The sequence below is a fragment of the Brevibacillus laterosporus genome, assembly GCF_030489605.1.
In the GTDB taxonomy this organism is placed as follows: domain Bacteria; phylum Bacillota; class Bacilli; order Brevibacillales; family Brevibacillaceae; genus Brevibacillus_B; species Brevibacillus_B laterosporus_E.
This window is the reverse complement of record NZ_JAUKFY010000012.1, coordinates 85,264-105,540: the sequence shown is the minus strand read 5'-3', so window position 1 is coordinate 105,540 and position 20,277 is coordinate 85,264. Positions and strand designations below refer to the sequence as shown.

Below are 20,277 nucleotides of genomic sequence, written 5' to 3'. Positions count from 1 at the left end.
GTATATAAAGACTGTGAGGTAGCGAGTATGAAAACAACAAAAGGAATTATCGATCGTTTTGAGGAGGGCATGGTTGTTGTGGAGATTGATGCTCAGACGTATGACCTTCCTAGAGCTATATTTCAGGACGATGTGCAGGTTGGGCAAGTGGTACATATTTCTACTGAAGTAGACCAAGCGGAAACAGAGGCGAGAGAAAAGGAAGCAAATGATTTGATGGATGATTTGTTTGAATAACACATGCAGGCAGCAGGAAGAATTATAATAATAGGCTATTGAGTCTTATCAGGAGTTTCCGTAACAAAGAACAAGAATTGCTGAATCTAAAAGATGCAACAGAGGATAGTGGAATACTCCAGGAAGCCTTAGCACCCATTTGCGGTGCTTTTTTTCTTGTCTGGATACCTATCAAAATAGGGAGTGGAAAGTCATAAAAAAAATGTCCCAACAGCAGTCGGGACATTCGCGTGCTAATCTCGTTTTACTCGAAAAATCTTTCAGGATCGGCTGCTCCTGCGAATGTGGATACAATTCGTTCGCCCACAGCCATATCGTATGTGCCTTGATCGGATTGGAATAAGATACGTCCATGATGACTAATCCTGCATTGATTAAAGGACAGAAGCAATATCTTACCTTCTTGACGAACGATTTCTTCCAACCTTCCTTCTACTGTCATTCCGCCTTCAAGCGTTAGCTTCACATGCTCATTCATTCTGATGCCGTGTGCTTCTAGGTCTCCATCTGTAAACAGCTCCAGTGGAAGTGACACACCTTGCAGGCGACCAATTGGGGAAGAAAAACCATCAGCATGTGTAGATTTTCCATGTCCATCCAATTCCTGATTATTCCAGGAGAGGGCAGTAGGACCATCCATGCGGAAGAAACCAATCTCACTATTTTCAGCGTATACCATTGACTCTAAGGTCCCAGTCACCTGTAATCCAGAGCTGTAAACTACTGTGGAAGTAGTACCTGAACGAAGGGCCTTTTCCATAGCAACCTTGCCGCCTGTATGAAAGGCCATGCGATGCTTGAAACGTTCAACAGAATCAAGCAACTGGTCAAAGCTTTCGCAAACAAATAGCTGAGGCTGCATTTTTGTTATGTCAAATGCTGTGTGAATAGTTTCCTCTAAAGAGAATGGGCGCTTGATGACAGCATCGGTTAAACAGTGTCTGCTCTCCTCAATAGAAGAAAGTAATCCAGCACCGTATAGCAATGGCTGTTCTAGTTTGCCAAATAGCCCGTATTCTACAGTCCACCAGTATAGTCGAGCAATCTCTTCTGCTTCTGATACACCTGTTACTGCGCTTTGTTTGGCATCAAGAATTTCTTTGGCTAGCTGAACCTCTTCTTGCGTCGCCAGCGGGTCCTCCATTAATTTGGAGTAGGCACGAATCGCTTCAAAAACCTCATGCTCTTCTCTGGTAGCAAATGCTTTAGCGCCAATTTGGCCAAAACGTTTAACATAATCAGCATACCACTTATCGCTTAGGATAGGAGCATGGCCGGCCGCCTCATGGATAATGTCAGGTGCTGGAGTGTAGTCGATATGCTCAGGCTTACGGATATCAGTAGCGATCGGAAGAATCCCGCGCGATTGGAAATCAAAGAAAACCACGGCAGGGATAAATCCGTCTATCGTAACAGCACCCCAGCCGAATGGCTGTAAGCATTGGTTCATTTCTTCCACACGAGGAATATGATCTAGGCTTATCCCTGTTTTACGTAATCCGTCTACATATGCTGGATGAGCTACGTCCTTTAAAAAATTGTAATTTCGGTGCAGTACATGACGCCACACTTGTTGGTCAACTTCTGTATATTTATCATAATTTTGCTCAACGACGTAGGGTTGAAGATGTTTGGGGATAACGAAATTTGGTTTAGTAGTAGCTTGCATAATAATGTCCTCCTGTCCCATCTTAGCTCTTGTCAGCATAAGAGTGGGTTGCTTCACTTCTTTGCTTTTAAGCTGTTACGCTTTTAAGCTTTTAAACTGTTATGCTTTTAAGTGATAAAGTATAGGGATAAGTATATGCCGGGAAAATAAGATCGTCAATATGGCCGGAAAAATTCATGCAATTCAGTTAATTTGCAGTTTGAAAATGCATTCGTTTGTAGAATGCTAACTTAGCTAATCATAGCGCGGGAATTTACTGCCGATCGCGCGGGGAATGAAAATTTTTTATCAAGGCTTTATTAACGGGGAGTCATAATGAGCAAATTTGTATCATACATTATTTGATGAAAAAAGTACCATTACTTATAACAGCTAAGTGAGAGGAGCGAGTTTTTATGGTAAACAGACATTTAGATATGGATCAAGGCTCATGTGAAGGTATACCGCAGCCCATCAGAAAAGATGGTGCTGGAGCAACTGATCCCGGTCCTCGTGACATTATGCGCGATATTGAAAATCCCGATTTGCTTGTCCCGCCAATCACAGATGCAGGATTAATTCCCAATTTAAAATTTTCGTTCTCTGATACACACATGCAATTAAATCATGGCGGCTGGTCGAGGGAGGTGACCGTTAGAGAATTCCCGATTGCAACAACACTTGCCGGGGTAAATATGCGGTTAACGCCTGGCGGAGTGCGTGAATTACATTGGCATCAGCAGGCAGAATGGTCTTATATGATATTAGGGCGAGCGCGGATAACCTCAGTTGATCAAGATGGAAGAAACTTTATTGCCGATGTTGGACCGGGGGATCTTTGGTATTTTCCCCCAGGAATTCCTCATTCCATTCAGGGGCTGGAAGAGGGCTGTGAATTTTTGCTTGTGTTTGATGACGGAAGCTTCTCTGATCTGAATACCTTATCTATCACGGATTGGTTTGCCCATACTCCAAAGGAGGTTTTATCAGCCAATTTTGGTGTGCCAGAGGATGCCTTTGCCAACATTCCTTCTGATCAGGTATACATTTATCAGGATAAGGTTCCTGGTCCGTTAGACAGTCAAAAAGTCCGTTCCCCTTACGGAACAGTTCCAAAAAGCTTTACATATCGTCTGCTAGCCCAGAAACCAATTCGTACACCTGGGGGAAGCGTTAGAATTGTGGATTCCTCTAATTTTCCGGCTTCAAAAACAGTTGCTGCTGCTTTGGTTGAAATTGAACCAGGAGCAATGAGAGAACTGCATTGGCATCCGAATAATGATGAGTGGCAGTATTATCTGTCCGGTCAAGGAAGAATGACTGTGTTTGCTGGAGACGGTGCAGCACGTACTTTTGATTACAGAGCTGGGGATGTCGGTTACGTGCCGTTTGCCTATGGACATTATGTTCAGAATACTGGTGACCAAACATTGTGGGTCCTAGAAATATTTAAAAGCGATCGATTTGCTGATATGTCTTTAAATCAATGGATGGCACTTACTCCCCGTGATCTGGTGAAGGATAATTTACGGGTAGATTCTGAGCTATTGAATGCATTACGCAAGGAAAAATGGCCGGTTGTATCGTATCCGGGATTTACTTATTATCCTAAATAATAGGTTGATGTAAAAATTGCGAAAATTAAAAAATGATAAATGAGTAAAGGTTTCCAACAAGCTGTAAACGTAACACGGTTGGAAACCCTTTTTTTGTGTAAAGGGTGAAAAACTAAACAGATGTTCGATTGACTGTGTAAAAATGGTAAGCTTGAATAGGTTTTGCTAATGTAGAGGATTAAGGTAAAAGGAGGCTATGTGATGCACAAAGAAGTAGACCAACCTTTTGAAAGCGCAAACAAGAAGGTGTAATTTTCTCCAAAACTTCTTTGATAAAAAATGTGAATTCTTGTATGATTAGGAACAATTCAAGAAGGAAAGAGATGGAGAATGATGCAGAAAGAACAGAGAGGAGGAATCCTTTATGCTATAGCGGCGTATGCCATGTGGGGATTCCTGCCGATTTATTGGAAAAGTGTCAGTTTTATACCACCAGGAGAGATTTTAGCTCATCGTATTTTATGGTCACTGATTTTTTCGATTGTGTTAGTAGGACTAAGCAAGAAGTGGAAGCGAGTTTTGGAATTTATGAAAAAACCCAAGAGTCTACTGCTTTTTTTACTGGCTTCCGTCTTAATTAGTGCGAATTGGATGATTTACATATGGGCTGTCAACTCCGGTCATATTGTAGAAACAAGTCTAGGCTATTATATTAATCCTCTGCTTAATGTCGCGTTAGGTATGCTATTTTTTCGAGAACGGTTAGATTTCTGGCAACTTATCTCATTACTTTTTGCGGCAGTCGGCGTATGCTGGATGGCTATTAATTTTGGACAGCTTCCGTGGATTTCCCTTTCTTTAGCCTTGTCATTTGGGATATATGGGGTTGTAAAAAAACTGATTCAAACAGATTCGATTACTTCATTAACATTAGAGACGGTTCCGGTTGCCATTATTTCGTTTGTTTATATCTGCCGGTTGCAAAACCAAGGTGTTGGGTCGTTTGGAATGGCGGACTGGGGAACGGATTTATTGCTCATTGGATCGGGAATAGCTACCGCAATGCCGCTTCTTGCATTTGCTTCGGCAGCGCAGCGTATTTCCCTTTCTACATTAGGCTTTATCCAATACCTGGCTCCGACGATACAATTGGCGATCGCTGTATTTTTGTATAAAGAATCGTTTACAGACAGTCATCTTTTAAGCTTTGTTTGCATTTGGGTAGCGCTTATCCTATACACACTTTCAAGAACTTCGATCATGCAAGCCTGGCAACCAGCGTTTTTTAAACAGCGGATTGAAAAGCGGACATAAAAGTTGTTCACTTTCTCTACTTCCCTACTATTTATGAAGATAAAAATGTAATATGACTAATCATGTAAAATATAAGGAGGGGTATTTTTGAAAAAGTATATAGCTTTGTTGGCAGTATTGTTTGTCGTAATTGGACTAGCGGTGTTCGGAAATAATGAAAAGACGAATGCTTCCATTGAAAAAAAGAATCTTTCGCTTTCTGCTAGTCCGCAGTCAAATTTGAAACAAGAGGAAAAAAAAGAAACGGGTACATTTACACATATGACAACAGACGATTATCTCAGTCGTTATAACAAATTGAAAGCAGAGTTAGCGAGTCAAAACATTGATATTTTGCCATTTACTCTCGAAGTAGAAAAGAAGACGAATTTTTATCGATTCTATTATCCTAAACAAGAGAAGTACACGAAGGACGAAGCTAAATGGGTAAGTGTAATGCTCAAGAGTGATCGAAAAACGATAGATGGGTTGATGTTTCAGGGGACTCTCGATTTACATACTATCAAGGCGATGATTCAAGCCACTGGCATCGTCTGGTCAAATCAGCTAGATCAATTGCTTAAAGGTGGAAGCACTGCTGGGGCTTTTGAAGAAATAAAGGTTGAGGGAGTAAAAATTTCGATAAAAAGAGATTCTGGTGATATCACTGTGATGATTGATCCTGTTAGATTAGACACTCCAAAAAAATTGTAGAACCAGCTAGATCTGTTTGGAAGCTTAATGGGAGCTATTCCTCTGGGGGATGTTAAATGAATAGATTCTCTAAGAAGATGTAGAAGGTAGAGATATTTATTTCTTAAGACGTGTAGAAGGGCAATATCCCATGCACGTCTTTTTTATGAAATTTGCTGGTAGGGCTAGCAATTTGTCAGCATGAACATCTGCAATCGGGGCAGCTCATTACGGCTGAAATATACATTTGCATCACGTAAAAATAATTAAAATTGAAATTTTTAACATATTGTAAAATTAAGGTATAATTACAGTTTCATTAACTTTGATGTAGTAGATCGAGAACGGTTATTATATAATATCCTTCAATCAACAACTTCGATAAGGGGTGTGGTACATATAAATATTTACACCGAACCTCCTAAAAGATGCTCCATATGTAGAAACCAAAAGTTTCACAAAACAGAATCCCGTATGCAGATATTCGATGATATTATAGACGGAGAGCCAAGAAAAATAGAGCTAAAACGTCAACGATATAGATGCCCGAATTGTCTGGCTAAGATATGGGATAAGGTTCAAGGAGCGTGTTCATATCGAAGGAAATCTTATGTCTTTATGGAAAGGGAGCAATGCTCCAAAATAGGCGCAGAACAATCGTAGATAAAGATAGATTGGTTGCGTTTATAACCCTCTAAATGATATTTAGAGGGTTTCGTTTTTTATGCAGACGAGGTAGACAAATACCAGATGTAAGGTATTTGTCTCAAGTGCTCCCTGTTCTGTTTTCTTATGCTGGAATTTGCTCCAAAACAAAATCAACATGGATTGGGAATTCATCATTGACAAGAATATGTACACTTAAGCTTTGCTCTTGCTGAGGCAAGGTATCGCCCGCATAAATATTTTTGAGCAGGCCAACATTCGTAAACTCAACTTGAGCATCGATTGCTTGATAGCTGGTAATGGCATGTCCTCGTACCATATCTGCGAATTCTTCAAGTACACTTCTTCTCATTTCGTCATCAACCATGTCTAGCGGGATGCTGAAGGACTGAAGTAAAACACGAAGGGCATCTTCCTCCATACCAATAATAATGTCCCCTGTAACATCACCCGTTATTTGGGAAACAACTCGATGAGACTGACTGTAGGTATAAGGTGATTTTTGTAGCTGCACATCTTGGCGCTGTATATTAATTCCTAATGAACCTAGTACAGTTGTCAGTCCTTTGAGATACGCATTTAATATTTTTACGTCCACAATTCTCATCCTTTTCCGGTTTGTGAGTTCTTCCTTTATATATCGGTATTTTTGTGAAAAGATTAACAGCTACTTACCAAACAAAATTGCTGACCCATTTTGCCAATCTTTCATTTCGCCCTCTCCTTTTTCTCTTACACAAGTAAGCTAGTTATCAGATTAGCTGGCAAGGTAATTATTTCCACTCATTAGAAAGCTCAGTTTCTACGATATTTATAAGGATAGAATGAATGAAGATGTAGGGGAAAAACATCCATTTTGTCATATGAGAAAGTCCTAAAGGAGGAGAGACTGTGAAAATTCAAATTGCTTCATTAAGAGCCAAACTTACGATCTTATGCTTAGCAATCTTGCTAGTACCTACTTTGCTTATTGGAATCACTACCTACGGGTCGACGAAGAAGGAGCTAGATCAGGCAGGTGAGGCAGCCCTGCAAAACAATGTGAAAATGGTAATTGGCATGATTGATCTAATGAATGAGCGAGTTCAGGCAGGACAGCTAACCTTAGAAGAAGCTCAGGAAAAGGTGCGTCAGGAGCTGCTAGGTGCAAAAAATTCAGAGAACAAGCGTCCGATCAACAAGGAGTATACGACTGGCGAAACCGGCTATGTCTGGGCAATCAATGAGAAAGCTGTGTCTGTCATGAATCCATCCAATGAAGGCCAAGATCTTTCTAATGTCACCACACAGGACGGTGTTTTATTGGCGAAAGAGTTTGTTGAAAAGGGAACTTCCGGCGGCGGATTTGTGAGGTATAAATGGCAGATTGCCAATTCTGACGAGGTCGAGACCAAAGTGTCTTACGTCGAATTAGAGCCGCATTGGGGATGGATTGTTGGGTCTGGAGCCTATCTTACCGAGTTTAATAAAGGGGCTAATAACATTTTAACTTTGATAGCTCTGATTGCTTCTATTTCTACAATTGTTGGGATTATTGTTGTTACCTTTTTCTCCAGGCTATTTACGAAGCCAATTGTTTTGGTGGCTCAACAGTTGAACAGGGTAGCCGATGGTGATCTTACAATAGAAGGATTGAAGATTACCTCCAAGGATGAAATAGGAAATTTGGCAAAAGATTTTAATTACATGATTAAAAATATACGCCATCTGATTAGTGAAGTGGACTTATCAGCACAACGAGTAGCTGGTTCCGCAAAGGAATTAACAGCTAGTGCAGAAGAGACAAGCAAGGCAAATGAACAAATTACGCTTGCTATTCAAGAAGCGGCGAGTGGTGCTGAGGAGCAACAAAATGCTCTCTATAAAACCACAAGCTCCATTGAGGAAATCTCAGTTGGCATGCAGCGAATAGCAGAGAGCTCGTCCTCTATTGCAGAGACATCTACAGAAACAAGAGAAACGGCAGAGGATGGTGGACAAGCCGTACAGAAAACAGTTCAGCAGATGAATTCCATCCATAAATCTGTTAATGAATCAGATGCTGTGATTAAGCTTCTGGATAAGCGTACAAATGATATTTCCGGAATGTTAAGTGTCATTACAGATATATCTGCTCAAACCAATCTACTAGCTTTAAATGCTGCTATTGAGGCTGCAAGAGCTGGCGAACATGGTAGAGGCTTTGCGGTAGTTGCCGAAGAGGTCAGAAAGCTGGCAGATCAGTCCACGCAGTCCTCGAATCAAATTACGCAGCTACTAGAAGAGATACAGCAAGATATGACTCAATCCATTAAGACCATGAGTAAGGTCAAAGAGGAAGTTCAGACGGGGATTGAGATTGCAAACGATACGGATCAGAAGTTTAAGAACATTCTTGCTTCAACGGGCTACATTTCTCAACAGATCGAAGAATTGGCTAGCATTAGTCAACAGATATCAGCGAGTTTGCAAGAAATTTCAGCCAGTGGAGAAAATGTGGCTCATATTGCCCAACAGGCAACAGATCATTCGCAAAATATTGCTTCTTCGGCAGAGGAACAGCTTGCTTCGATGGAAGAGGTAACGGCATTGGCAAATTCTCTGTCTACCATGGCTGAAGAGCTGCAAAAGCTTACTCGTACTTTTAGATATTAACTCTAGGTATCCAAAAATAAAAAAACACCTTCACAGTTGTGGAGGTGTCGGCTGCTGAGAAATCTCGGCGGCTTTTTTTGTTATCAGTTTAATGTGCTGGCGGGTGCTAGATTGCCTCTATCTTGCTAAAAAGGCTCAGAGAGAGTGTTTCTTTCCTTTTCAATAAAGCAATCACACAGGTTCAAGGGGGAATCTATCAGGCCGTAATTCTCCAGCCATTCGTTTTGGTCTGAAGCTCCCACAGCTTAGCATACAACCCCTCGTTTTTGATAAGCTCCTCATGCTGCCCCTCTTCGACGATTTTGCCTTTGTCCAGCACGATGATTTTGTCTGCATTGACCACGGTTTTCAATCGGTGAGCGATCATGATGACAGTACGCTTTTTAATCAGGCGATTGATTGCTCTTTGCATCTCCACCTCGTTTTCAGGATCGAGCGAGGAAGTGGCTTCGTCAAGCAGGATCACGGGGGCATTTTTGAGTATGGCTCGGGCGATGGAAATGCGCTGACGTTCGCCACCAGAGAGCGTAGATCCGCCTTCCCCGATCATGGTGTCATAGCCCTGAGGCAGCTTCATGATAAAATCATGGCAGCAAGCTTCTTTAGCAGCTTCCTCAATTTCAGCTTGTGTAGCGTTCTCTCGTCCATAGCGGATATTGTTGACGATTGTGTCCTGGAACAAGTAGACGTCCTGAAATACCATGGAGATTTTTTTCATCAGCTTTTCCGGGTCCATTTCACTTACATCGCTACCGCCAAACAGCACTTTCCCTTGCTGAGGGTCGTAAAATCGTGCAATCAGGCGCAGCAATGTGCTTTTTCCGCTTCCTGAAGGGCCAACAATCGCGGTAAGCGTCCCTTCCTTCATTTCCATAGAAACATTGTCTAGCACGATGTTCTTATCGTAGCCAAAAATCACGCTGTCAAAGCGGATGTTATGACCTTCGGGTGGTTCGGCTTCGCCCTTCATGACAGGCTCATTTAATAGACTGACGATTCGTTCTCCAGCCATAGCGTCATATTTGAACGCTGGGAGGCGCATGATAGCAACCGATAGTGGATCAAAAACACGGGTGCCCACTAGCAAGAATGTGGCAAACAACGGCACTGTGATTTCTCCGCCCAATATGAGATAAACTCCCACGATGGTCATTAAGGACACGCCAGTTTGCATAAAGGCCATGGCAACTAAAAAGAATGGCCCTAGCACACCCTCCAGCTTAATGCTTTCCTTCATATAACGGTAAAAAGACTGTTTTAATCTTGTAAAGTTCTCACCGCGCAGATTGTATGCCTTGATTACTTTCATCCCTAACAGGTATTCCTGCAAACAATTTGCCTGACCGATCTTGGCAGCGGAGTGACTCTTGCCAAGTTTTCGTTCCAGACCGGAAATACTCCATAGCAACAGCACAGCTACGGGTAACCCTGCAAGCATCGCTACCGCCATTCTCCAGTCTATAAAAAGCAGACCAAAGAAGGCCAAAATGGGGATAATCGCACCGCTTACAAGCTGAGGCAGGATATTTGTCGCGGCATTTTCTAAATGAGTAAAATCATTCATCATCATATGGCCGAGTTCTCCGGGGTCCTTTTTCATAAGGAATCCTAAAGGGAGCTTGCGCATATGCTCTGCCAGCTGTGTCCGTCCTTCAGCAGAGGATTCGTACGCACTGCGGTAGGTGGAACGGTAAGACATCCGTTCGCATAGAAACGCAAGGACAAGGAAAAACAGCATGCCCCCCCATATGAGCCAGAGGGTTTGCATATTCAAAGATGATTGTCCTGTCGAATAGTAGGCATAAATCATACTGACCGCTGCGGCCAGACATCCGAACGGAAATATATTGACTAGGTTGGCCAAAACAGCCCAAAGGATGGGCTTCCCTATTTTCTTTGGTTCACCCGCCGTAATGTTGTAAAGCTGTTGTCTTATCACACGAATTCCTCCTCCTTCTGCGAAATGTCGATTTTCCATTCTGCTGAGGATGTATAGGCGTCCCACATGCTTTTGTATAAACCATTATGAGCAAGAAGCTCGCTATGGGTGCCGAGATCGTCAATTTGCCCTTCCTTTAGGACAATGATCTGATCTGCTTCGCATATAGTTGTCAAACGATGGGCAATGATCAAGACAGTTTTGTCTTTGATAAGCTCACGTAGCGCAAGCTGCATCTGGTATTCATTTTCCGGATCGGCATAAGCGGTAGCTTCATCGAGTACAAGAATAGGAGAGTTTTTCAGGATGGCTCTTGCCACAGATACTCGCTGTTCCTCGCCACCTGACAGATAAACACCGCCCTCGCCAATTAGCGTATCGTAGCCATTTGGCAAACGCTCAATAAATTCATGACATTGCGCTGCCCTAGCTGCCTCATAGACCTCCTCCTGCGTTGCAGTTGGTCTGCCCGCCAAAATATTATTGTAGAGTGTATCAGAAAACAGAAACGTATCCTGAAAGACAAAGGACAGGGTGTCCATTAGCTCGTTCATTTTCATGTCGCGGATATCCGCGCCCCCAATAGTGATGCTTCCTTTTCGCACATCCCAAAACCGGGGGATTAACTGGGCGACAGTGGACTTTCCCGAACCGGATGGGCCGACCAACGCCGTGATTTTGCCCTGGGGTGCCATAAAGCTGATTCCCTTCAAAACCTCTGGGCTGCCTTCATCTCCGTATGAAAAGGAAACCTCATGGAAGCCGATGTCATAAGACGAAGGCTTTTTGCCGATTTCAGGCTCTTTTATGGTTGTTTCCTTGAACATACCGTCAATGCGGTTGACCCCTTCAACAATCGTGTTAAGGGTGGAGGCAAAGCTGTTTAATTTGAAAATCGGCGTGGAAATGCCCGGTGACAAAACGAGAAAAAACAGCAATGTTGCGGCAAAGGAGATGTTATGTGGATCTGTGCTGATAAAAAACAGTCCGACAGGCAAAAAGAAGGTTGCTAATGATAATAGGATGACTTTAAAGGAAACATAGCCGTTTTGAAAATTGTCTGTGTAGGTCACACTGAAATTACGGTAATGCAGCATGTCTTCATGGAATTGTCGAAAAGAGTGAACGGTTTGCCCAAAGATTTTGATAGAGGGCATCCCCCGTACGTACTGGATGGATGAAGTATTAATGTTTTCCAGCGCGTCAAAATATTCCTTCAATCCCTGCTTTGCTTTTTTGCCGGCCATCATGGAGAATTGGGCGGCAAATCCAATCAGCATGGGGATGATGCAAGCCAGTGCAAGCCAAATGTTCAATGAAAGCATCGTGACAATAATTGCTATGATCATGACGATCGTGTTAATTAGGTCGGGTAGCTGGTGGGCGATGAACAGTTCGATTTTTTCCACATCCAGCTCAACGATTTTTTTGATTTTACCTGTAGCATTTTTAGTAAAGTAGCCAAGAGGCAGCGCCCCGATATGCTCCGACAGCTTAACTCTAATGCCGTATAGGATGCGAAATGCCGCAATGTGGGAGAGCATTCCGCCGACATACATGAAGAAATAACCCAGTAGCATACCTGCAATGCCCCAAATAGCCCACTGGAGTATGTACGCGGCGTTCACAGAGGAAATATCAGAAGCATGTGTTAAAAGCTCAGTCATCACATAGTAGATTGAGAGATACGGAACCAGCATCAAAAACACGCTTACGGTAGACAGAATTGCTGACCACACCATAAGTGACTTTTTTTCACCGGCAAGCTCGATTAGCCTTGAAATTCCCTTTTTTTCTTTAAATTTCAACAGTTACCACTTCCTTCTGCCGATTCTTCAGTTCAATGACTTGATCGCAGGCTAATTCGGAAAGGATATTGTCGTGCGTAATGATAACGACGATTTTGCCAGCCTGCGCTAATTTTTTTACCCATGCCACAACCTTGAGTACGCTGTCGCCGTCAAGTCCGCTGGTCGGCTCGTCGAGTATGATTAATTCCGCATCTGAACAATAAGCCGCAGCCATGGTTACTCGCTGCTTTTCTCCGCCGGAAAGGGAGGCAGGGTGCCGGTCCCGAAGCTCTCCCAAGCCAAAGGCATCCAATGCCTCATAGGCCTTTAAACGAAGCGAATCATCCACACGTCTGCCTAAAACAATCTCATTACCTACACTGTCTGCATAGAGCTGATAATCGGCATCCTGCATGACAAGATAGCTGGAGGCGCGTCGTTGGCTTGCCGATAATCGGCTTCCTTGACTGAAAATCACACCTTTTTGCTGGCGCAGAAGACCGCATAGTACTTTGCTCAGGGTGGTTTTTCCCGTTCCGTTTTCCCCTGTCAGTGCGGTAACCTCTCCTTTCAAAAGCGTGATGTCTACATCTGTAATCCCATCGCCTTTTCTTTTGTATCGATAGGTAAGCTTGCGAGCCTCCAGAGCAGGGAAAGCTTTCGGCACTTCTGCTGATTTGGTTGCCGATAGGCATGTAATCATATCAGGGTGGCGCAGACCGTATGGACGTACTTCTTCATAGGAAAGCTGAGAAAATTCTTCTTTCGTCCATGTTCGTGCGATCTTTCCTTTATCCATGCAGACAAATAGATCGGCAACAGGCAAGAGCGGGTGTAACCGATGCTCGCTGATGAAGAGGGTAGTGCCGTTTTGCTTAAGCCTACTCAGGATTTCAATGAGATTTTGCGTAGAGTGATGATCTAGATTGGCAGTAGGCTCGTCAAGCATCAGAAGCGGCGGTGAAAGTACAGACACTGCCGCAATGGCCACCCGCTGTTTTTGCCCACTAGATAGCATATGAAGAGGACGGTCGAGCAAATGAAAGATATCCAGCTCTATCGCATGTTTTTCAATTCGGCTCACAATCTTTTGCGGTGAAACTCCGAGGTTTTCGGCTGAAAACGCCAGCTCGTCCCGGACAGTTTCCATGAAAAACTGACTACGTGGGTCTTGAAACACGACACCCATTAGTCTGGTTCGTTCCTCTGGACTAAGGGAGGCAGGACTTCTTCCGCCAACATGTACCTCTCCTGTGAGGCTTCCAGCATAAAAGCTGGGGGCAAGTCCGTTGATCAGGCGCATGATCGTGCTTTTGCCGCAGCCTGAACGGCCGCAAAGAACAACGCATTGCCCAGCCTTTACAGCTAAATTGATTTGCTTTACACCGGTTTCGTTCTTGGCTTCGCCGCCTTCCTGTTCATAGCGGAAGGTGACGCCGTTTAACTCAATCACAAATTCAGACCTCCTGTCCAATAAATCGCTGCCCCGATCAGCGTATATAGCCCCACCGCCATGCCGTCTATGGCCCGAAAACCTACTGGATGGATAGAGGTTCTGGCGCAGCCGGACTCAATGCCCCGCAGTTCTGCGGACGAGGCTAATTCAGTCGATAGCTTCAGGCAACGGACGATCAGCGGCATAAAAAAGCACTCGTAGGCCATGGCTGGATGTAGAAGAGCGCTGTACCACTGGGGAAAAATGCCTCTGGCCCTGATGCCATTCCGAATTGCTTTCATTTCCAGCCAAACAACCGGGAAAAAGCGGTTCAGAATGCAGATCATGATAAGCACAGCTTTTGGGACGTGTAACCGTTCAAAGGCGCACATGATACTGCTTGGGGTCGAAATCATCAGCATCGTCCCGATCATGACCATCGGAACCGTTCTGGCAAACGTATAGAGAATAATAATGATTGTTCCTGCACCTTCTGGCAAAATCGTTAAAATCGTCATTAGAGCGATATAAGACAGCACAAAAAAAAGCGCCTTTCTGGGCTGTTTGTTGCAAATCAAATACAGTGCGCAAGTAAGCACCATCAAATGTGCCTGCAATGAACTGCTCACAAGCGTGGAGAGGATGCTTGTTAAAATCAGCACCAATAAATGCGTTTTGGGACCAAGAATGCTCATACCAGCTTTGCCTTTTTCACATGTTTTTTCATCAGCAAATTCCCAATATAGCAACCAATAAGCCCACCGATAGCAGAGATTGTGCACATGATCAGAATCATGCTTGGCGTATCAAAATAATAAAGCATGGCTTCAAGCTGTTCTGGAGAGTAGCTTTTCTTCAAAATGGCTAAATATTGCTCGCGGAAGAAAATAAGCGGTACAACGCCGCAAAGAGACCAGCCTACATAAAAAATAGCGTATCCAATGGCATTGCGGACAGTGCTCTTATAGGCAGCGCCGCCCCAAAGGATTAATTCGCAGATAATTCCGATTACAGCTAGTGTAAGCAGGTAATAAGCATAACCAAAAGCTACAAAATACAAGCCTGTAATGATGCACGTAAAGAACAGTACACCGCGTTTGTTAATTTTGTTGGACATGACCATATAAATCGGACCATTAAACAGTGCAGCGGCTCCTCCTACAACCAGATAAGAAACGACCGTAAAGATTGGACAAATCGTCATAATAATCAGCATCACCACATTGAAAATGGCAAGTGTAATGAAATCACGCATTTTCCATCTGTTTTGAGAGACTGCTGTCTGTGTTTGCATGTTAAATCCTCCTGTTTTTTACATGTAGTCTATCGGCATCCGCTGAGGCGGGGAGATCAGGATTTCCCGTATTGCCGAATTGTTTTTCTTTTGCCCCCTATCTGTTGACATGAGCTTTTATTTCAACTCAAATCGTACCCTTGAAACCAAGTAAAATCCCCCTCTATTCCCTTTTTTAGAAATGCTAGTGAAGCGGTTATGTAGCCAGTCTCACGTAAAACGTAATGTTACTGGTATAGAATTACAATATTGATAATGAGAATCATCGTCAAAGCGGAAAAGCCTATATTTTGGCAGATATTCCTGCTATTTTCGCCAGATATCTCGATGTTTCTTCGTATTTCTTGATCAATCCCCAAAATTTGGACTCCAGAAACTGGAATTTAGAAAAAGGAGACGATAGTCGAGCCATCAGCAAGAAGAGAGAAGATGAAGAAATGACGCCTTTTTCACCCGATCATGCTTGGCGACAATCGACTGTCATTGCTAAGAAACTGGCATAATCTGCAAAAAAGTCAATCTGATGGACCTAGGACGAGATAATGGGAGGAAAACTAGGTAAATTTACAAAAAATAGATCAAATGCAGATTTTGTAAATTTGGCGTTAATATGATTATGATAATCATTATCAAATGAATATTCATATCCACTATGGTCGAAGGTCGATGTAGCACAGATTCCAATGACGCTTCTAAAAAAGCTTGTCAATAGGCATGGTGGAGCTTAGCGCCCGACTCGACTGATGGAAAGAATGGGGGAGTTATGTTGGAAACTGATCAAGCAGCCACTCCATGGCTGATTTCTCATCCTGAAGCGAAAGACATGATGCGTCTTTTCTGCTTGCCCTATGCAGGAGGAGGGGCATCAGCTTACCGAGGCTGGGCAAATGCGCTGCCCCGGGATATGGGGGTGTACCCTATCCAGCTTCCAGGAAGGGAGAACAGGATTGGGGAACAGGCTTTATGTGACATGGAGACGCTAGTGGAAGCAATTTCTCAGGCAATTTATCCGTATTTGGATCGCCCGTTTCTCTTTTTTGGTCATAGCTTAGGAGCGCGAATTGCTTTTGAGCTTGCACGTGCTGTTCGCAGAAAATGGAAGCTCCAGCCTTGCCGCCTGATTGTTTCAGGAAGCCGAGCTCCGCACATACCGGAGCCACATCCTTTGCATCATTTGCCTGACGATGAGTTTGTCAGTGAACTGGGCCGTTTTTCCGGTACTCCCGAGGCAATTTTGCAAAACAGGGAGCTTATGAACCTGTTTCTCCCGGTATTGCGAGCAGACTTTGCTGTAGACGAAACGTACGTGTATGCAGAGGAAGCGCTCCTCAAATGCCCGATTTCCGCATTTTGCGGGACTGAGGACACGGAGGCGAATCGAGAGGAGATGGAAGCTTGGGAGGGGCATACCGGCTCTGATTTTACGCTTGAGATGATTGAAGGGGATCATTTCTTTTTGACAACAAAAAAGGAGAGGCTTTTGCAATCCGTTACAAAAATCATTTCACACCAAAAAGAACTTAACGCTTCCAAGAAGGGACAGCTAATGGATGGGGATCAATCGGTTCAGCTAGGGAAATAAGGCGCCATTTTTTCAACATTGTGAATAACGAAATGGCAGGAATCACAGCTAACATTTTTTCAGCAGATCGGGTATACGCAAGAAGGCAACAGCCATAGAAGCGGGATACAGGAGAGTGTACGAACTGCTTTCGCCCATCTTGTTCGCATAGTGGTGGCTTTTTGTCCGGAGTGCTAGCACATGCAGCCCGACTGAAGGAGTGTTCAATTGTTGTTGAAGGAATCTTCTCAGTACTCTGGTAATACAAATGCACTGCGATCATGAAATGTAAGCCAGAAAACCTGGCGGAATGAAACGAAGGAAAAGTGAGAAATTGGAAGGGAACTCGGCGTTTATTACCAATATCAAGAAAATTTATGGCTGAAACTATTGACAATGATTATCATTATCAATATCGTATTGTTAGACAAACCATCACGATCAGGCAACCAGATTGACAGTACCCTGCGTAATCCCGCTTTGGGTGCATATTGATTGACCCGCAGGTATTCAAGAGGAGGACATAATGAAAGCGACTACAGAATGGTTTGAGGATACTGCAAAAAAATACGAACAACTCGGATTGTGGGAGCCAAAAACGCTTGGGCAGCAATTGCGCATATGGGCACAACAATACCAGAATCGAGAAGCACTAGTGGAAGGAGATAGCAGACTCACCTACAAAGAGCTTGACAGTCAGGTTGATGAGCTAGCTTCTGGTTTCATTCAGATGGGAATCAAGAAAGGGGACAATGTGGCTGTACAGCTTCCGAATCGGATTTCCTTCGTACTCACATGCTTTGCTCTCTTTCGCATTGGTGCTTTGCCGATATTGGTCTTACCTGCTCATAGAGAAGCTGAACTAGACGGAATTTTTACACTCGCCAAACCGGTTGCTTATATAATTCCAACTACGTTTCTTGGCTTTGACTACACCAAAATGGCGCAACAATTGGTTAAAAAGCATCCGTCCGTCAAATTTGTCATGACCGATGGAGAAAGTGACATCGGCATCAATCTTGCTGATATCAGCGGGGCACCAGCAGAGCTGGATGTGCCTTCATACAAGGACACAGCTCTGTTGCTCTTATCCGGTGGAACGACCGGTACTCCAAAGCTCATTCCAAGAACCCATGCCGATTACACATACAATGCAAAAGCAGCCGCAACGCGCTGCAAGCTGACTCCGCAGAGCGTCTATCTTGCCGTTTTACCAATTGCGCATAACTTTCCTCTTTGTTGCCCCGGTATCCTTGGCACATTGTCTGCTGGAGGCAAAGTCGTGTTGTGTCAAACAACAAGCTGCGATGAAGCTTTTCCCCTTATTGAAAAAGAGCGGGTGACCATCACTGCCCTTGTACCTTCTATTGTCCATGTATGGCTTGAAGTGCTGGAATGGGATACCTCCAACGATCTCTCAAGCCTTGAAGTTCTGCAGGTAGGCGGCTCCATGCTGGATGAAAATCTCGCGAAGCGCATCATTCATGAAATGAAATGTAAGCTCCAACAGGTATTTGGAATGGCAGAGGGTCTCATCTGCTGCACATCCCTTGATGATCCAGAGTCGGTCATCACCAGTTCCCAGGGCCGTCCACTCTCCGATGCGGATGAGGTTCGAATTGTTGATGAATACGGAAATGACGTTGAGACAGGTGCTTATGGGGAACTTATCGTTCGAGGACCCTATACAATAAGCGGGTACTACAGAGCTCCAGAGCAGAACCGCGAGAGCTTTACTCCCGATGGCTTTTATCGTTCTGGCGACAAGGCAAGGATCACACCGGAGGGAAATTTCCAGATCGGGGGACGAATCAAGGAGCAAATCAACCGGGCAGGCGAAAAAATCATGCCTGCTGAAGTAGAGGCGTACCTGCGTATGCATCCAGATATCAAGGATGCCGCTCTGATTACCCTGCCAGACCCAACGCTTGGTGAAAAAAGCTGCGCTTATGTCATTACTGACAATCAGGAAATCACCCTTGCAGATATTCATGCCTTTTTCCATGAAAAGGGAGTGGCGCGTTATAAAATGCCCGATCAAATTGAATTCATCGATTACTGGCCGCTTACTAGCGTCGGTAAAGTGAATAAAGCCAAGCTCAAAGAATTAGCGACAGCACCAAAGAGCAATGCAACGACGACGTGCGAGGTCTCCTATCTGGAGGAAACATTTGCTTTTGAGGGAGACGTTCATTTGGCAGCTTCACAAATTGTCGAGCAAGGTCTTTATGAAAACTATCTGCTTTATGAAAACGGAGACGAGCTGTCGTTGGGGATGGGGATTCATGCTCTTCTAACCGTAGACGAGCAACATACAACCCTAACCTATAACAACCAAACAATCCGTTTTGAAAATAACCTGCTAAGCGCAACAATTGACAAAGCATTTGCTTCTATACCGCTAAAAAACTGGCGTGCCTATGGAACCGTTAACTTTGGAATGGCCCGCTATTATCAGAATCTGCCATTACAGCCTGAAGCCGGTTGCCTTGTTAAGCTGTTTATTCCAGAGGTGGAGATGCGCTTTACCAAAGGCTCTATTCTGTTAAGAGCACTACGTGAAGAAAAACGAAATGAATTCGCTGATTTACTGCGAAAGCTTCGAGAGAATGGACTCGATGATGACAAAAATGCTCTTGTGCAAAGAGTAGTCAGTCAAAAATTGAATGTTCCTGAGGTTAATACGTATGGTGCTGAAGCCTATATGCAAGGGGTAGCGGAGGCTGTTCGAGAGATTAAGGAACGCAAATACCACAAGGTGATCCTATCTAGAAAAATTCCGATTCATCAAGAGCTTGATATGGTGGCTAGTTATATCGCAGGCAGAAGAGTCAACACCCCTGCTCGTTCCTTTTTGCTTAGCCTCGATGGTTTGCATGCGGTTGGCTTTAGTCCGGAAACGGTGGTTGAGGTTGATAGCAATGGATGGGTAAGTACCTTCCCGCTTGCAGGAACGCGGTCGCGTGGAAGCAACGAGGACGAGGGGGACAAGCTTAAGGCAGAGCTTTTGAATGATCCTAAGGAGATTGCGGAACATGCGGTATCTGTCAAGCTTGCCTTTGAAGAGCTAAAAAGTGTCTGCGATTCTACGACGATCTTCTTGAGTGATTTCATGTCTGTTGCCAGCCGGGGAACCGTTCAGCATATTGCTTCAAGATTGAAAGGGAAAATAAAGCCTGAGTTCAATTCATGGGATGCGTTCCGCGCACTGTTCCCTGCCGTCACTGCTTCCGGAATTCCAAAAAAAGAATCAATTGATGCCATAGGCAGACTTGAGTCTGAGCCGAGAAATCTCTACAGCGGCTGCGTCATGACCTTTGACAGCGATGGTGCAATGGACTCTGCTCTGGTGCTGCGAACAATCTATCAACAAAACAACAGTGCATGGCTGCATGCCGGAGCAGGCGTGGTAGAGATGTCTTTACCAACCAGAGAGCTGGAAGAAACACGTGAAAAATTGAGCAGTTTTTCCAGGCAGCTGGTTGTATCCAGCCGTGAAGCAGAAAAAGTAAAACCAGTATAGGCATTGCC

15 protein-coding genes are annotated in these 20,277 nt (G+C 44.0%); 8 read left to right on the top strand and 7 right to left on the bottom strand.

The window, feature by feature from the left end; genetic code table 11:
• The first annotated feature begins 27 nt into the window (after nt 1-27).
• Nucleotides 28-237, top strand: a complete 210-nt coding sequence (locus QZ995_RS14425; RefSeq protein WP_301808122.1) for a DUF3006 domain-containing protein — start codon at nt 28-30, stop codon at nt 235-237.
• Nucleotides 238-481: 244 nt separating this feature from the next.
• Here the strand turns inward: QZ995_RS14425 and QZ995_RS14420 are convergent, their stop codons facing one another.
• On the bottom strand, nt 482-1,906 hold the full coding sequence (locus QZ995_RS14420; protein ID WP_301808121.1) for an aromatic amino acid hydroxylase: 1,425 nt from the start codon (nt 1,904-1,906) through the stop codon (nt 482-484).
• 395 nt (nt 1,907-2,301) lie between these two features.
• On the opposite strand from QZ995_RS14420, the gene QZ995_RS14415 reads away from it, so the two are divergent.
• The 3 genes from QZ995_RS14415 to QZ995_RS14405 all read left to right on the top strand — a co-directional run bounded on the left by QZ995_RS14415 (nt 2,302) and on the right by QZ995_RS14405 (nt 5,448).
• A complete protein-coding gene (locus tag QZ995_RS14415) occupies nt 2,302-3,501 on the top strand; it encodes an oxalate decarboxylase family bicupin (protein WP_301808119.1) in 1,200 nt (399 codons plus the stop codon).
• 330 nt (nt 3,502-3,831) lie between these two features.
• Complete coding sequence (rarD, locus tag QZ995_RS14410) at nt 3,832-4,755, top strand: EamA family transporter RarD (RefSeq protein WP_301808115.1); 924 nt, start codon at nt 3,832-3,834, stop codon at nt 4,753-4,755.
• Nucleotides 4,756-4,842: 87 nt separating this feature from the next.
• Nucleotides 4,843-5,448 (top strand): hypothetical protein, encoded by a 606-nt coding sequence (locus QZ995_RS14405; protein WP_301808112.1) that lies wholly within the window; start codon nt 4,843-4,845, stop codon nt 5,446-5,448.
• Nucleotides 5,449-6,217: 769 nt separating this feature from the next.
• Here the strand turns inward: QZ995_RS14405 and QZ995_RS14400 are convergent.
• Nucleotides 6,218-6,700 carry a hypothetical protein gene (locus QZ995_RS14400; protein WP_301808108.1) on the bottom strand — a complete coding sequence of 161 codons (483 nt, stop codon included), beginning with the start codon at nt 6,698-6,700 and terminating at the stop codon, nt 6,218-6,220.
• Between the two features lie 284 nt (nt 6,701-6,984).
• On the opposite strand from QZ995_RS14400, the gene QZ995_RS14395 reads away from it, so the two are divergent.
• On the top strand, nt 6,985-8,727 hold the full coding sequence (locus tag QZ995_RS14395) for a methyl-accepting chemotaxis protein (protein ID WP_301808106.1): 1,743 nt from the start codon (nt 6,985-6,987) through the stop codon (nt 8,725-8,727).
• 196 nt (nt 8,728-8,923) lie between these two features.
• Here the strand turns inward: QZ995_RS14395 and QZ995_RS14390 are convergent, their stop codons facing one another.
• Genes QZ995_RS14390 through QZ995_RS14370 form a run of 5 tightly spaced genes read right to left on the bottom strand, consistent with a single transcriptional unit; the run spans nt 8,924 to nt 15,185 of the window.
• Nucleotides 8,924-10,705 (bottom strand): ABC transporter ATP-binding protein, encoded by a 1,782-nt coding sequence (locus QZ995_RS14390; protein ID WP_301808218.1) that lies wholly within the window; start codon nt 10,703-10,705, stop codon nt 8,924-8,926.
• On the bottom strand, nt 10,663-12,474 hold the full coding sequence (locus tag QZ995_RS14385; RefSeq protein ID WP_301808104.1) for an ABC transporter ATP-binding protein: 1,812 nt from the start codon (nt 12,472-12,474) through the stop codon (nt 10,663-10,665). Before QZ995_RS14385 ends, QZ995_RS14390 begins: the two co-directional genes overlap by 43 nt.
• Nucleotides 12,464-13,909 (bottom strand): ABC transporter ATP-binding protein, encoded by a 1,446-nt coding sequence (locus QZ995_RS14380; protein WP_301808101.1) that lies wholly within the window; start codon nt 13,907-13,909, stop codon nt 12,464-12,466. The genes QZ995_RS14385 and QZ995_RS14380 overlap by 11 nt, the downstream gene beginning before the upstream one ends.
• Complete coding sequence (locus QZ995_RS14375) at nt 13,906-14,586, bottom strand: energy-coupling factor transporter transmembrane component T family protein (RefSeq protein WP_301808215.1); 681 nt, start codon at nt 14,584-14,586, stop codon at nt 13,906-13,908. The genes QZ995_RS14380 and QZ995_RS14375 overlap by 4 nt, the downstream gene beginning before the upstream one ends.
• A complete protein-coding gene (locus QZ995_RS14370) occupies nt 14,583-15,185 on the bottom strand; it encodes an MptD family putative ECF transporter S component (RefSeq protein WP_301808100.1) in 603 nt (200 codons plus the stop codon). Before QZ995_RS14370 ends, QZ995_RS14375 begins: the two co-directional genes overlap by 4 nt.
• A 290-nt stretch (nt 15,186-15,475) precedes the next feature.
• On the opposite strand from QZ995_RS14370, the gene QZ995_RS14365 reads away from it, so the two are divergent.
• From QZ995_RS14365 to QZ995_RS14355, 3 genes are all read left to right on the top strand, one after another.
• Nucleotides 15,476-15,688 (top strand): hypothetical protein, encoded by a 213-nt coding sequence (locus QZ995_RS14365; protein WP_301808097.1) that lies wholly within the window; start codon nt 15,476-15,478, stop codon nt 15,686-15,688.
• Nucleotides 15,689-15,948: 260 nt separating this feature from the next.
• Nucleotides 15,949-16,767 (top strand): thioesterase II family protein, encoded by an 819-nt coding sequence (locus QZ995_RS14360; RefSeq protein WP_301808094.1) that lies wholly within the window; start codon nt 15,949-15,951, stop codon nt 16,765-16,767.
• A gap of 505 nt (nt 16,768-17,272) precedes the next feature.
• Nucleotides 17,273-20,269 carry a salicylate synthase gene (locus QZ995_RS14355; RefSeq protein ID WP_301808092.1) on the top strand — a complete coding sequence of 999 codons (2,997 nt, stop codon included), beginning with the start codon at nt 17,273-17,275 and terminating at the stop codon, nt 20,267-20,269.
• The last annotated feature ends 8 nt before the right edge of the window (nt 20,270-20,277 follow it).